The sequence below is a fragment of the Paraburkholderia sp. A1BS-2L genome, from assembly GCF_051125205.1.
Classification (GTDB): Bacteria; Pseudomonadota; Gammaproteobacteria; order Burkholderiales; family Burkholderiaceae; genus Paraburkholderia.
This window is the reverse complement of sequence record NZ_CP120428.1, coordinates 1,226,322-1,240,631: the sequence shown is the minus strand read 5'-3', so window position 1 is coordinate 1,240,631 and position 14,310 is coordinate 1,226,322. Positions and strand designations below refer to the sequence as shown.

The following is a 14,310-nucleotide window of genomic DNA, read 5'->3' as shown; positions in this document are numbered from 1 at the left end:
AACGTTACCCGACAATACGAACCCGAAAAAGTATTCTAATGGCAAGAGGAGCTTTGATGACCCCCGCAAGTCTTTTGGAGCAATACGGCCCACGCGAGTCGATGGAATACGACGTGGTGATCGTGGGCGGCGGCCCGGCAGGCCTGTCCGCAGCGATCCGCCTGAAACAGCTGGCAGCAGAAAAAGGCGCTGAGATCGGCGTATGCGTGCTGGAAAAAGGCTCGGAGATCGGGGCGCATATCCTCTCGGGCGCGGTCATGGATCCGCGCGCCATCGGCGAGCTCATTCCCGACTGGAAAGAGCAAGGTGCGCCGCTGAACGTGCCGGTTACCGAAGATCAATTTCTTTTCCTTTCGGAAACCAGCGCGAAAACGGTGCCCAACTGGGCGCTGCCGGACAACTTCAAGAACCACGGCAACTATGTGATCAGCCTTGCGAACGTCACGCGCTGGCTTGGGACAATGGCCGAGGCGCTGGGCGTGGAAATCTTTCCGGGTTTCCCGGCCGCCGAAGTGCTCTACAACGACGATGGCTCGGTCAAGGGCGTGGCCACCGGCAACATGGGCGTCGGCAAGGATGGCGAGCCTACCGAGAATTTCCAGCTCGGCATGGAGTTGCACGCGAAGTACACGCTGTTCTGCGAGGGTTGCCGCGGCCATCTGGGCCGTCAACTGAACGAGCATTTCAAGCTCGGCAAGGACGCGGATCCGCAGGTGTATGGCATCGGCATCAAGGAGCTGTGGGAGATCGATCCGGCCAGGCACAAGCCAGGCCTCGTGATTCACACGGCGGGCTGGCCGCTCGAAAAAGACACGTACGGTGGCTCGTTCCTCTACCACACCGACAATAACCAGGTGATGGTGGGTTTCGTCGTCGGCCTCGCGTACCAGAATCCGTACCTCTCGCCGTTCGAAGAATTCCAGCGCTACAAGACGCATCCGGCGATCCGCAAGTATCTGGAAGGCGGCAAGCGCGTTTCGTATGGCGCGCGTGCAATGACGGCGGGCGGGCTGATGTCGCTGCCGAAGCTGGTGTTCCCGGGCGGCGCTTTGGTGGGCGACGACGCGGGCTTCCTGAACGCTGCGCGCATCAAGGGCAGCCATGCGGCGATCAAGACCGGCATGCTCGCGGCGGAAGCGGCGTTCGATGCCGTACAGGCTGGCCGCCAGAGCGATGAACTTGCCGCCTATCCGGAAGCGTTCAAGCAGTCGTGGCTCTACACGGAACTGTACAAGGCGCGCAACTTCAAGCAGTGGATGAGCAAGGGCCTGTACCTGGGCACGCTGATGGTGGGCGTCGAGCAGAAGCTCATGGGCGGCAATGTGCCATGGACGCTGCATCACCAGCACCGCGATCACGAGATGCTCAAGCCGGCGTCGCAGTGCAAGCCGATCGAGTATCCGAAGCCCGATGGCAAGCTCACGTTCGATCGCCTGTCTTCGGTGTTCATTTCCAATACGAATCACGAAGAGAACCAGCCGGCGCATTTGACGCTGAAGGATGCGAGCGTGCCGGTGAACGTGAATCTGCGCACCTATGCGGGCCCTGAAGCGCGCTTCTGCCCTGCCGCGGTCTATGAATTTGTGAAGAACGACGACGGCAGCGACCGCCTGCAAATCAACGCGCAGAACTGCGTGCACTGCAAGACCTGCGACATCAAGGATCCGACGCAGAACATCGTATGGGTCACGCCCGAAGGCGGCGGCGGCCCGAACTACCCGAACATGTAAGATCGGAAAACGAGAAAACAAAGCCGCTCCCTGGAGCGGCTTTGTCGTTTCATGCAGGCGCGGCATCTCGCGACACCCGCCGCTCGACGCGTTCGGGAACGATCAAGTCGCCATCAATGCTTCAAGACGCGCCCTCACGCGCGCGCGAGAACGTGCCCCACTCACCCACCGCGGGCTGCCGAAACAGTTCGATCGAGTCGTACCACGCGTGCACGCCGTTTCGCTGCCCCAAAACCAGGTGGAAACATGGTCGACGAGCAGACTCGTCGGCGCCCCGAGCGCGCCAGCCAGATGTGCCGCGCCACTGTCGATCGTCACCGCGCGATCGATGCTCGAGATCAACACCGCCACGTCGTCGAAACCCGCCTCGAACGGCGCGGTCAAGTCAACCAGCTTCGCGCCACGCCTCCACAACCGCACGGCGACCCGGCGACAACGCGAAGAATGTGATGCCCGGCGCCGTGAGCAGCGCACCGGGTTAGGCATCCGGAATCGAACGGCGCGCAGCGCGCACATGCCGATGGATTGCCGTTCCAGACCAGCGCGACCGAGCGGCCGCCAGCCGGCGGCGCAAGCACGGACTTGCCTCGCGCGCGGCGATCAGGCGTCGCTGGCCGGGATCTTCGGCGTCGCCACGACGACGTCGCCGTTTTGCGCGCGATGGCGCAGCGCATGGTCGATCAACACGAGCGCGAGCATCGCTTCGGCGATCGGCGTCGCGCGGATGCCCACGCATGGGTCGTGGCGGCCGAAGGTCTCGACCGTGGCCGGATCGCCGGTCTTGTCGATCGAGCGGCGCGGCGTGCGGATGCTCGAAGTCGGCTTGATGGCGATCGACACGGTGATGTCCTGCCCGGTCGAAATGCCGCCGAGCACGCCGCCCGCGTGATTGCCATGAAAGCCCTCGGGTGTGAGTTCGTCGCCATGCTCCGAGCCGCGCTGGGCCACGCTGGCGAAGCCCGCGCCGATCTCGACGCCCTTCACCGCATTGATGCCCATCATGGCGTGGGCAATGTCGGCATCGAGGCGGTCGAACAGCGGCTCGCCCCAACCCACCGGCACGCCGCTCGCCACCACGTCGATGCGCGCGCCAATCGAGTCGCCGTCCTTGCGCAACGCGTCCATGTAGGCTTCGAGTTGCGGCACGATGTCGGCATTCGGCGCGAAGAACGGGTTTTCGGGCACATGCTTCCAGTCGACGAACGGCACGTCGATCTCGCCGAGCGCGCTCATGAAGCCGCGCACTTCCACCCCGAAGCGCTCGCGCAGCCATTTTTTCGCGACGGCGCCGGCCGCCACGGTGGGCGCCGTCAGGCGCGCCGACGAGCGGCCGCCGCCGCGATAGTCGCGGATGCCGTACTTCTGCCAATAGGTGTAGTCGGCGTGGCCTGGGCGGAAGGTCTCGACGATGTTGCCGTAATCCTTGCTGCGCTGATCGGTGTTGCGGATCAGGAGCGCGATGGGCGTGCCGGTCGTCACGCCCTCGAACACGCCCGAGAGGATCTCGACCTGGTCGGCTTCCTGGCGCTGCGTGACGTGGCGCGAAGTGCCTGGGCGACGGCGGTCCAGATCGATCTGGATATCGGCTTCGGTGAGCGCCATGCCGGGCGGGCAGCCGTCGATGACGCAGCCGATGGCCGGCCCGTGGGATTCGCCGAAGGTGGTGACGGTGAAAAGCGTACCGAGCGTGTTGCCGGACATGGCGGTGGTCCAAAGTAAATCGGGGAATCCAGCATTATGCCAGCCCGCGCGACGACCCGCCCGCGCTGCTTTTCCGCTGCCGCCCGAGCCAGCCTTCCCCGCCCCCGCCGCACTCAGCGCCGCGCGCCGCGCAACTCGGTCACCTTGCGCTGGAGTTCGTCGACCGTCACGTCTTCGGGCGCCACCGGCTCGCCCACCGCGAGCGTGAGCCGGCTCGTCAGCCCGCGCCGCACCGGCCGCTCCTGGCCCGACGCCCCGTGTCGCGAGAACGCGCTGCCCCACAGCCCGCGCAGCGCCATCGGCACGACCGGCGCCGGGAAGCGCCTGAGGATCTCCGTCACGCCGTGGCGGAACGGATTCACCTCGCCAGTCTTCGTGAGCTTGCCTTCGGGAAAGATGCACACGAGCTCGCCGTCGGCAAGCGTGGCGGCGCAGCGCTCGTAGGCCTCCGTCAGCAGCGCTGCGTCCTCGTGCGCCGGCGCGATCGGGATGGCCTTCGCATGCCGGAACAGCCAGCCGAGCAACGGCGAGCGGAAGATCTGGTGATCCATCACGAAGCGGATCGGCCGCGGGCTCTCGGCCATGATGACCACCGCATCGACATAGCTCACGTGATTGCAGACCAGCACCGCGGCGCCCTCGGCGGGAATGCGCTCGGCATGCACGAGCCGCACGCGATAGACGGTATGCACGAGCACCCACGCCATGAAGCGCAGCAGGAACTCGGGCACGAGCGCGTAGATGTACGCGGCCACGATGATATTGAGCAGCGCCGTCGTGAGAAAAATGCCCGCGATGCCGACGCCCGCGGCCGTGAGCGCCATCGCCATGAGCGCCGAGACGATCATGAAAAGCGAGTTGAGAATGTTGTTCGCAGCGATGATGCGTGCGCGATGGCTGGGCGCGCTGCGGCTCTGAATCAGCGCGTAGAGCGGCACGCTGTAGAAGCCGCCGAACATCGCGAGCAGGAACAGGTCGGCCAGCACGCGCCAGTGCGCGGGCGTGCGCACGAACTCGCCCACTGAAAGCAGATGGGACGCCGCGGGCAGCGCATGGCTCGCGAAAAACAGGTCGATGCCGAAGACGCTCATGCCGATCGAGCCGAGCGGCACGAGACCGATCTCGATGCGCCCGCGCGAAAGCCGCTCGCACAGCATCGAGCCCGTGCCGATGCCCAGCGAGAACATGGCGAGCAACAAGGTCACGACATCGGGATCGGCGGACAGCACGTCCTTGGCGAAGTTGAAGAACGAGGCCAGAAACGTCGCGCCGACGAACCACAGCCACGAAATCCCGAGCAGACTCAGGAACACGGTGCGGTTGCCGTGCGCGAGGCGCAAATTGCGCCAGGTTTCGGAAAACGGATTCCAGTTGATGCGCAGCTCCGGCTGCGGCGGCGCGCAGGGCGGCACGAACGCGCTGGCCACACGGCCGATCAGCGCGATGGCGATGCACAGGCCGCCGAGCCACCAGGCGCCCGCCGGCGTCGCGGCCGGGACCGTCGTGGAAGCGGCGTTCGACGCAACACCGGACGCGACGCCAGACACCGCATCGGACGCGCCAATGCCAGCCATGAGCCCGCCCACGATCGTCCCGATCAGGATCGCCACGAAGGTGCCCATCTCCACGAGCCCGTTGCCGCCGACGAGTTCATCGTCCGCGAGCTTTTGCGGCAAATACGCATACTTGATGGGCCCGAACACCGTGGAGTGCACCCCCATCAGGAACGTGCACAGATAGAGCAGCGGCGCGCTGTGCATCCAGAAACCCGTCGCGCCGATCAGCATCACCGCGATCTCGAAGGTCTTGACCCAGCGCGTGAGCACGGCCTTGTCGAACTTGTCGGCGATCTGTCCCGACGTAGCGGAAAAGAGCACGAACGGCGCGATGAAAATCGCCGAGATCAGGAACGCCACGGTTTTCGGATCGACGCCGGAAAAGCGCGCCGCCTGATAGGTCACGACCGACGTGAAGCCGATCTTGAAGACGTTGTCGTTCATCGCGCCGAGGAACTGCGTCCAGAAGAACGGCGCAAAACGGCGCTGGCGCAGCAGCGCGAACTGCGAGCCATGACCGCTCGCTTCGCTGGCCGCGCGCTGCGCGACGGGCATCGGACTTTCGCTCATCAAGTGAGATCGTGCTGTAGGAATGGAAGACCAGACGCGAAAAAGCGCGCTAAACGCGCGCTTTTCATGCGGATTCGTGCGAATTGGTGCGAGCAGTACGAAAACGGCCCGCGCGCGTGAGTCAGCGCGCGGGGCCGGGATCAACGCCCCGAATGCTGCTCTTCCTCGGGCCAGTCGCGAATATAGGCCTTGAGCAGCTTGTTTTCGAAGCCTTGTGCCTCCACCACGGCCTTCGCCACGTCGTAGAACGAGATCACGCCCATCAGCGAGCGGCTGTCCATGACGGGCAGATAGCGCACGTGATGCTCGAGCATCATGCGGCGCACTTCGTCGACGTCGGTTTCGGGCGTGCACGTGATGGGGTGGTCGTCCATCACCTTGCGGATCGTGGTGGTGCCGACGCCGCCGCCATTCGCGCTCACCGTCATGATGATCTCGCGGAACGTGAGCATGCCGACCAGATCGCCGTACTCCATGACGACGAGCGAGCCGATATCGCGCTCGGCCATGGTATTCACCGCTTCGTGCAACGACGTGTCGGGCGTAACGGTATAAAGCGTATTGCCCTTGACCTTGAGAATGTCGCTCACACGCATGTTGTGTCTCCTGTGCCGATGAGGCCTGGCCATACCGCGCCGAGCCTCATTTCTTGCAAAAAATATGGGGGCGATGCCGAAAAGAATTGCTACCTGTTTTCGATGCTATCGGAAAGGCCGGCAAAAGGAAAGTCGCGGGGAAAGCCGCGGCAAAGCCGGCCGGTCGCCCTATGCGGTTGGGCCAGCAAGCGCCGCGCCCGCGATCCGTTGCCAGGCGCCCGGCAAGCCGGCGCGCCCTCGCCGCCCGGCCCTGCGGCGCGCCCCCGCGAGCGCAGGCCGGTGTTACGATGCCAGCACCTTTCACCCGACGCCGGCTCGCGCCGGCCGTGCTGCCACGATGTCCGACCCACGCTTCGACACGCTCGCGCTGCATGCCGGCGCCGCGCCCGACCCCGTCACCGGCGCCCGCGCGACGCCGATTTATCAGACCACGTCGTTCTCGTTCCGCGACACCGACCACGCGGCGGCGCTCTTCAACATGGAGCGCGCGGGCCACGTGTATTCGCGCATCTCGAACCCCACGGTCGCCGTGTTCGAGGAGCGCGTGGCCGCGCTCGAAGGCGGCGTGGGCGCGATCGGCACCGCGAGCGGCCAGGCCGCGCTGCATCTGGCGGTCGCCACGCTGATGGGCGCGGGCTCGCATATTGTGGCGTCCACGGCACTCTACGGCGGCTCGCACAATCTGCTCGACTACACGCTGCGCCGCTTCGGCATCGCCACGACTTTCGTGAAGCCAGGCGACCTGGACGCCTGGCGCGCGGCCATAAGGCCCGAGACACGCCTGCTGTTCGGCGAGACGCTCGGCAATCCTGGGCTCGATGTGCTCGACATCGCCGGCGTCGCGCAGATCGCGCACGAGCACCGCGTGCCGCTGCTCGTCGACTCGACCTTCACCACGCCGTATCTGCTGCGCCCGTTCGAGCACGGCGCCGATCTCGTCTACCACTCGGCCACGAAATTCCTCGGCGGCCACGGCACGACCATCGGCGGCGTGCTGGTGGATGGCGGCACCTTCGACTTCGACGCCTCGGGCCGCTTCCCCGAACTCACCGAGCCTTATGCGGGCTTTCACGGCATGGTGTTCAGCGAGGAAAGCAGCGTCGCGCCGTTCCTCCTGCGCGCGCGCCGCGAAGGGCTGCGCGACTTCGGCGCGTGCCTGCATCCGCAGGCCGCGTGGCAGTTGCTGCAAGGTATCGAGACATTGCCGCTGCGCATGGAGCGGCATGTGGCGAACACGCGGCGCATCGTCGAATTTCTCGATGCGCACGAAGCCGTGCAGTCGGTGGCCTATCCCGAGTTGCCCGGCCATCCCGACCACGCGCTCGCCCAACGCCTGCTGCCGCGCGGCGCAGGCGCCGTGTTCAGCTTCGATCTGGCCGGAGGCCGCGAGGCCGGCAAGCGCTTCATCGAGTCGCTGTCGCTTTTTTCGCACCTCGCGAACGTCGGCGACGTGCGCTCGCTCGTGATCCACCCCGCCTCCACCACGCACTTCCGCATGGACGAGGCCGCGCTTGCCGCTGCCGGCATCGGCGCGGGCACCATCCGCCTCTCGATCGGCCTCGAAGATCCGGACGACTTGATCGACGACCTCAAGCGCGCGCTCAAAATGTCACAAAAGGCGCCACAGAAATCCGCCCCGGCCGCAGCGGGCAAGGAGGCGTCATGATCGTCGACGTCGCAGGGCAAGCCGCTTATGCCTATACGGGCGGGCGCCCATTCGATCCGGCCCGGCCAGTGGCGGTGTTCGTCCACGGGGCGCAGCACGATCACAGCGTGTGGGCGCTGCAATCGCGCTATTTCGCGCACCACGGCTTCAGCGTGCTGGCCGTCGATCTGCCGGGCCATATGCGCAGTGCGGGCCCGGCGCTCACGAGCATCGGCGCGCTCGCCGACTGGCTCGACGCCCTGCTCGCGGCGCTCAAGGTGGAGAAAGCGTTCGTCGCAGGACACAGCATGGGCTCGCTGATCGCGCTCGAATTCGCCGCGCGTCACACCGGGCGCGCCTTGGCCATCGCGCTGCTCGCCACCGCCGTGCCGATGGCCGTCTCCCCCGCACTGCTCGAGGCCGCGCGCGAGCGCGAACCGGAGGCCATCGCGCTCGTGAACGCGTGGTCGCATTCGACGCTCGCGGCCAAGCCTTCGAGCCCCGGCCCCGGCTTCTGGCTGCGCGGCATGAACCAGCGGCTGATGGAGCGCGTCTCGGCGCGAGGCGCGCCGCAGCTCTTTCACGCCGACTTCGCGGCCTGCAACGCCTACGCCGACGGACTCGCCAGTGCAGCCAAAGTGCGCTGCCCGGTGCGCCTGATCGTCGGCAAGCGCGACATGATGACCCCGCCGCGAGCGGCACACGCGCTCGCGGGCGCGCTCGCGCAGGCCGGCGCCCCCGTCGATACGGTGACGCTGGACGCCGGACACGCACTGATGACCGAGCAGCCCGACGCAACGCTCGATGCGCTCTTCACGTTTGCGGTGCAGCAAGGGACGCGGGTGGGGAACGGCTAGCCGGACTTCACGGCCTGCGCGGACTGCGGCCGGTGCAGGTTGCACGGTCGTGCGGATCGCCGCAGAATGACTGGATGAGCGACCCTTGGTGCAGCGGCACGCAGCGCGCAAAGGAGGAGACGATGATGAGCCATCCCACCGATACCGGGCACTTCGCGAATTTCGCGCAGTTCTATCCGTTCTATCTGAGCGAACACAGCAACCTCATGTCGCGGCGGCTGCATTTCATCGGCTCGCTGGGCGTGATCGGCTGCCTCTCCATGGCGATCGCCACGGGCGACTGGCTCTGGCTGCCCGCCGCTGTGGTGTGCGGCTACGGGTTCGCCTGGATCGGCCACTTCATGTTCGAGAAGAACCGCCCGGCCACGTTCCGGCATCCCATCTACAGCCTGATGGGCGACTGGGTCATGTTCTCGGATATCTGCCGCGGAAAGATTTCGATCTAGTAGCCGCGCGCGTACTCGCCCACGGTTCTTTGCCGGTTCTTTGCCGGTTCTTTCCCGACACGCCCTCACCTTCAAGCCGCCGGGTGCGGCAACCCCGGGTGGTCCGCGCCCGCCTCGGCAATGCGTGCCAACTCGCGCCGCGCCGCCAGCAGCGAAGCGAGCGATATCGAAAGCTTGTCGTTCTCAAGAGCGCCGAGCAGCGTCGCGGCGTCGATATCGCTCGATTTGAGCTGATACGCCAGTTCCTTGCGATCGACCACGAAGCGCGCGTAAATGCGCTCCACCGAAATTCGCGCGGGATTCGCGATCAGAATGTAGTGTGGCTTCTCGCCGTCCTTTTCCAGCCGGCCGATCAGTTCGTCCTCCTCCAGATCCGTCACGAGCCGCGTGACGGTGGCAAGGTCGCGCCGCAGCAGTTGCGCGAGCTGCTCGGCGGTGCTGCCCGGCTGGCCCACGTCGCGCGCGTCCGCGAGTCCCGCAAGCAATTCGAGCGCATCCAGCAGGTCGCTGCCGGGAAAACGCGGCCGATTGAATCGTCCGGTGCGGATCTCGGGCAGCGCCGACGTGATCATCGCGCCCACGAGCGTGATGAACCAGCTCAGGTACATCCACAGCAGGAACATCGGCGCCGCCGCGAACGCGCCATACACCGCCGTATAGGTCGGGATGCGCCGCACGTAAAGGCCGAAGCCGCGCTTGGCCAGCTCGAAAGCAATGGCCGCCGCGACGCCGCCCACCACGGCGTCGCGCCACTCCACGCGGCAATTCGGCAGATAGACGTAGAGCATCGTGAACGCGAGCGCCGTGAGCGGCAGCGAAGCGCCGATGAGCATCCAGTCGAACACCATCGAGACGTGCTGCTCAGTGGCGAGCGCGACCGAGCGCGTGAACAGATACGACGAAATCGACAGACTCACGCCGATCAGGATCGGCGCGAGCGTGAGAATCGCCCAGTACACCAGCACGCGCTGCGCGAACGGCCGCGCCTTGCGCACCCGCCAGATCACGTTGAACGCCGACTCCACCGTCATCATCGTCATGACCGAGGTGACGAACAGCACGATCATGCCCATCGTCGTGAGGCCCTTGGCCTTCGACGCGAACTGATTGAGGTACATGAAGATCTGGCTGTTGATCTGCGCCGGCATCAGATGGTCGGCGAGAAAGTCCTGCAGCGAATTCTGGAACGCCGCGAAGATCGGGAACGCGGTGAAGAGCGCGAACGCAACGGTGGCAAGCGGCACGATCGAGAGCAAGGTGGTGAACGTCAGGCTGCCCGCCACTTGCGGAATGCGGTCTTCGCGGCTTCGCCGCGCGGCGAAGCGCGCGAGGCGCTTCACGATATCCAGATCGATCCGTAATCTCGACAACACGTCCATTGGCCTTGCCTTATCCAGACAGCACACCGCATTTTGCGAAAACCCAGCGAAAAAACAGCGCAAAACTGGCTGAAAACTCGCGGCGAACCCAGCCCCTATAATATCCCGTCCACCGACGAGGCCCGATGAAACCGATTCTTGTGCTCTATTACAGCCGCCATGGCGCGACCCACGAACTGGCGCGCGCCATCGCCCAGGGCATCGACAGCGTGCCTGGCGCCGAAGCGCGCGTGCGCACGGTGCCGCCCGTATCCACGGTCTGCGAGTCTACCGCGCCCGACATTCCCGACGACGGCCCGCCCTACGTGGAACTGCGCGACCTCGAGCAATGTGCGGGCCTCGCGCTCGGCTCGCCCACGCGCTTTGGCAACATGGCGGCCCCGCTCAAGTATTTCCTCGACGGCACCACGCCGCAATGGCTCTCGGGCGCGCTCGCGGGCAAGCCTGCCTGCGTCTTCACGTCGACCGGCAGCCTGCACGGCGGCCAGGAAAGCACGCTGCTCTCGATGATGCTGCCGCTCCTGCATCACGGCATGCTGCTCCTGGGCATTCCGTACACCGAAAGCGCGCTCACTTCGACGCAAAGCGGCGGCACGCCCTACGGCGCCTCGCATCACGCGCGCGCCGACGGCCGCGGCCACGGCCTCACCGCCGACGAAAAAGCGCTCGCCGTGGCGCTGGGCGTGCGGCTCGCGCGGGCGTCGCTCGCGCTGTCGCAAGGCGAGCGGCCATGAACGCCGGCGGCGAGCCGCCCATGCCGGCCTCTTCGCCCCGCACGCAAGCCGACATCGCCGAGCGCCGCACCGGCGCACCCGCCGCGCTCGGCGCGTTCGTCATGCTCGCCGCGCTCACGCTGCTGTGCCTCGCGTGGGAGTGGAAACTCGCGCCGCTGCGCCCCGGCGGCAGCGCGCTGGTGCTCAAGGCGCTGCCGCTTGCCGCCGCGCTGCCCGGCGTGCTGCGGCGCCGTCTCTACACGCTGCAATGGGCATCGATGCTGGTGCTGCTCTACTTCGCCGAGGGCATCGTGCGCGGCATGACCGACCCTGCGCCTGGCAAGCTGCTCGGCTGGATCGAGGTGGCGCTGGCGCTTGGGTTCTTCGGCTGCGCGCTCGCGTATGTCGCGCCGTTCAAGCGCGCCGCACGGCGCGCCAAGCGGGAAAGCGCGTGAGCATGCACAAACGCACAAGCGTGCATCGGTGCCCACACCCGGCGGCCCCTGCGCGCGCCTTGACTATCCGGTCCCCCGGCATGTCACACTAACCCTTTAGCCAGAACCGCAGGCCGGCGCGTTGCGCACGTGGCGCTCGTCAGTGCCCCGGCCCCCCCGCCCGGCCCCGCAGACAACTCGCCCGCCATGACCCCAAGCAACGCACTTGCCCGCCAAGCCTTCCTCGACGCCTGCGCCAGCGCCATCGGCGCACAGCACGTGCTGACCGACGCCCACGACACCGCGCCCTACCTCGCCGACTGGCGCAAGCGCTATGAGGGCGCCGCGTGTGCCGTGCTGTGTCCCGCAAGCGCCGACGAAGTCGCCGCAATCGTCAAGCTTGCGCACGAACATCGCATCGCGCTCGTGCCGCAGGGCGGCAACACCGGCCTTGCGGGCGGCGCGACGCCCGACACGAGCGGCCGCCAGGCCGTGCTCAGCCTGCGCCGCCTGAACCGCGTGCGCGAAGTCGACACGCACAACAACACGATCACCGTCGAAGCCGGCGTGATTCTCGCCGAGGTCCAGGCGCGCGCCGCCGAGGCCGGGCGCCTCTTTCCGCTCTCGCTCGCGGCTGAAGGCAGCTGCACGATCGGCGGCAATCTCTCGACCAACGCGGGCGGCACCGCCGTGCTGCGCTATGGCAACACGCGCGAACTGTGCCTCGGCCTCGAAGTGGTGACGCCGCAGGGCGAACTCTGGGACGGTCTGCGCGGGCTGCGTAAAGACAACACGGGCTACGACCTGCGCGACCTGTTCATCGGCGCGGAAGGCACGCTCGGCATCATCACCGCCGCCGTCATGAAGCTGCATCCGCAGCCGACCGCGCGCGTCACGGCACTCGCGGGACTCGCCTCCGCACACACCGCACTCGACTTTCTCGCGCTCGCGCAGCGCTTTGCCGGACCGCTCCTTACCGGCTTCGAGCTGATGTCGGACTTCTGCATGCAACTGGTGGGCCGGCACTTCCCGCAGTTGCGCTACCCGTTCCAGCAGCGCCACGCGCAAGTGGTGCTGCTCGAACTCTCCGACAACGAAAGCGAAGAACACGCTCGTGCGCTCTTCGAGCGCCTCATGGAAGCCGCGCTCGAAGCAGGGGTCGTGGAAGACGCCGTGGTCGCGGAAAGCCTCGCGCAGTCGCAGGCGTTCTGGAATATCCGCGAGCACATTCCGCTCGCGCAGGCGCAGGAAGGGCTGAACGTGAAGCACGACATCGGCGTGCCGATCTCACGCATCGGCCATTTCATCGAGGAAACCGACGCCGAAATCGCGCGTATGGTGCCCGGCGCGCGCATGGTGACGTTCGGCCATCTCGGCGACGGCAATCTGCACTACAACGTGCAGGCGCCCGAAGGCGGCGACCCGAAGCGTTTCCTCGCGGAAAACGAGCCCACGCTAAACCGCATCGTCTACGACAGCGTCGCGCGCCATCGCGGCACGATCAGCGCGGAGCACGGCCTCGGCCAGTTGAAGGCCGACGAGAACGCGCATTACAAGAGCGAAGTCGAGCTCGCGCTGATGCGTGCCGTGAAAACCGCGCTCGATCCGCTCAATCTGATGAATCCGGGCAAGGTCATCCGCTGAACGCGGCAATGAACGCCCAGGGAGGCGAAGTGAAAGTTCGTGTGCTATCCGACCTGCATCTGGAAAACGACGAGCCGGACACGATCCCGCACGCGCAGGCCGATCTCGTCGTGCTCGCGGGCGACATCCACAATCACGGGCTGGGCTTGCGCTGGGCCGCCGAAACGTTCGACCCGCAGGTGCCCGTGATCTACGTGCCGGGCAATCACGAGTACTACGACGGCGAGCTCGGCGCGCTCGAAGCGGCCATGCGCGACGCCGCCGCCACGCTCGACAACGTGCACTTTTTGAATAACGGGACGTACGTCGATCCGGCAGGCCGATTTCGGGTGCTCGGCACGACGCTATGGGCGGATTTCGCGCTGTTCGGCGCCGATGAGGCCGCGCTCGAAGCGGCGATCGAGGCCGCGAAGCGAGTGATGCTCGACTTTCGCGGGCTGATTCAGGTGTCGTGGCCCGCGAGCCCCGAATCGGCCGCGCGCGATTTCACGCCCGCCGACTCGCTCGCGCTGCACGCGCATGCGCGAGCCTGGCTCGAAGGGGAACTGGCGAAGCCCTTTGCGGGCAAGACGATCGTCGTTACGCACCATGCACCGCATCGGCTGAGCCTCGCGGCGCGCTATGCGGATGATCTGGTCTCGGCGGGATTCGTGAACGATCTGGGCGCGCTGGTGGGCGCGCCCGCCGCGCTCTGGATCCACGGCCACACGCATACGTGCTTCGACTACACCGTCGATGCCACGCGCGTGGTGTGCAACCCCCGCGGCTATCGCGACCGGCGCACCGGCCAGCCGGAAAATCCGGCCTTCGCGTGGGACAAGGTGGTGGAGATCTGAGCGGCGCTCAGCGTGGGTCGCGCGGGCGCTGCGTGCGCAGTGTGATGGGTTGGAGCTGCGCGCGGCGCATGCGCAGCAAGTCACGCGATGCGGCAATGCCGATCAGGCCTATCATCACGGCGATGCCGATCATCGTATGCATATCCATGGAAAACCTCGGGTTCTGGCGGATTGACGTTTCAGTTCCGCTACCTTATCAAGCC

13 protein-coding genes are annotated in these 14,310 nt (G+C 66.3%); 8 read left to right on the top strand and 5 right to left on the bottom strand.

Annotated elements, in window-relative coordinates:
• Nucleotides 1-56: 56 nt before the first annotated feature.
• Nucleotides 57-1,730, top strand: a complete 1,674-nt coding sequence (locus tag P5W98_RS05570) for an electron transfer flavoprotein-ubiquinone oxidoreductase (protein ID WP_421044004.1) — start codon at nucleotides 57-59, stop codon at nucleotides 1,728-1,730.
• A 600-nt stretch (nucleotides 1,731-2,330) separates the two neighbouring features.
• Here the strand turns inward: P5W98_RS05570 and aroC are convergent.
• The 3 genes from aroC to P5W98_RS05555 all read right to left on the bottom strand — a co-directional run bounded on the left by aroC (nucleotide 2,331) and on the right by P5W98_RS05555 (nucleotide 6,153).
• Nucleotides 2,331-3,431: a chorismate synthase gene (gene aroC / locus P5W98_RS05565; RefSeq protein WP_421023639.1), complete on the bottom strand. Its 1,101-nt coding sequence runs from the start codon at nucleotides 3,429-3,431 to the stop codon at nucleotides 2,331-2,333.
• Nucleotides 3,432-3,544: 113 nt separating this feature from the next.
• Nucleotides 3,545-5,557 (bottom strand): MFS transporter, encoded by a 2,013-nt coding sequence (locus tag P5W98_RS05560; RefSeq protein WP_421023638.1) that lies wholly within the window; start codon nucleotides 5,555-5,557, stop codon nucleotides 3,545-3,547.
• 140 nt (nucleotides 5,558-5,697) lie between these two features.
• Entirely contained in the window at nucleotides 5,698-6,153 is a 456-nt protein-coding gene (locus P5W98_RS05555; protein ID WP_421023637.1) for a CBS domain-containing protein, read from the bottom strand.
• A 337-nt stretch (nucleotides 6,154-6,490) separates the two neighbouring features.
• On the opposite strand from P5W98_RS05555, the gene P5W98_RS05550 reads away from it, so the two are divergent.
• The 3 genes from P5W98_RS05550 to P5W98_RS05540 all read left to right on the top strand — a co-directional run bounded on the left by P5W98_RS05550 (nucleotide 6,491) and on the right by P5W98_RS05540 (nucleotide 9,101).
• Nucleotides 6,491-7,819: an O-acetylhomoserine aminocarboxypropyltransferase gene (locus P5W98_RS05550; protein ID WP_421023636.1), complete on the top strand. Its 1,329-nt coding sequence runs from the start codon at nucleotides 6,491-6,493 to the stop codon at nucleotides 7,817-7,819.
• Nucleotides 7,816-8,655, top strand: coding sequence for an alpha/beta fold hydrolase (locus P5W98_RS05545; RefSeq protein WP_421023635.1), 840 nt, complete (start codon nucleotides 7,816-7,818; stop codon nucleotides 8,653-8,655). Before P5W98_RS05550 ends, P5W98_RS05545 begins: the two co-directional genes overlap by 4 nt.
• Nucleotides 8,656-8,780: 125 nt before the next feature.
• Nucleotides 8,781-9,101: an Mpo1-like protein gene (locus P5W98_RS05540; protein WP_421079582.1), complete on the top strand. Its 321-nt coding sequence runs from the start codon at nucleotides 8,781-8,783 to the stop codon at nucleotides 9,099-9,101.
• A 71-nt stretch (nucleotides 9,102-9,172) separates the two neighbouring features.
• Here P5W98_RS05540 and P5W98_RS05535 read toward each other — a convergent pair whose 3' ends face one another.
• Entirely contained in the window at nucleotides 9,173-10,480 is a 1,308-nt protein-coding gene (locus tag P5W98_RS05535; RefSeq protein ID WP_434718447.1) for a YihY family inner membrane protein, read from the bottom strand.
• A gap of 125 nt (nucleotides 10,481-10,605) precedes the next feature.
• Between P5W98_RS05535 and wrbA the strand changes: the two genes are divergently transcribed.
• From wrbA to P5W98_RS05515, 4 genes are all read left to right on the top strand, one after another.
• Entirely contained in the window at nucleotides 10,606-11,214 is a 609-nt protein-coding gene (wrbA, locus tag P5W98_RS05530; RefSeq protein WP_421023633.1) for an NAD(P)H:quinone oxidoreductase, read from the top strand.
• A 20-nt stretch (nucleotides 11,215-11,234) separates the two neighbouring features.
• Nucleotides 11,235-11,648 (top strand): DUF2069 domain-containing protein, encoded by a 414-nt coding sequence (locus P5W98_RS05525; RefSeq protein ID WP_421025195.1) that lies wholly within the window; start codon nucleotides 11,235-11,237, stop codon nucleotides 11,646-11,648.
• A gap of 186 nt (nucleotides 11,649-11,834) precedes the next feature.
• Entirely contained in the window at nucleotides 11,835-13,271 is a 1,437-nt protein-coding gene (locus P5W98_RS05520) for an FAD-binding oxidoreductase (protein ID WP_421023632.1), read from the top strand.
• A gap of 29 nt (nucleotides 13,272-13,300) precedes the next feature.
• Complete coding sequence (locus tag P5W98_RS05515; RefSeq protein WP_421025194.1) at nucleotides 13,301-14,107, top strand: metallophosphoesterase; 807 nt, start codon at nucleotides 13,301-13,303, stop codon at nucleotides 14,105-14,107.
• Nucleotides 14,108-14,114: 7 nt separating this feature from the next.
• Here P5W98_RS05515 and P5W98_RS05510 read toward each other — a convergent pair whose 3' ends face one another.
• A complete protein-coding gene (locus P5W98_RS05510) occupies nucleotides 14,115-14,255 on the bottom strand; it encodes a hypothetical protein (protein ID WP_421023631.1) in 141 nt (46 codons plus the stop codon).
• Between the last annotated feature and the right edge of the window lie 55 nt (nucleotides 14,256-14,310).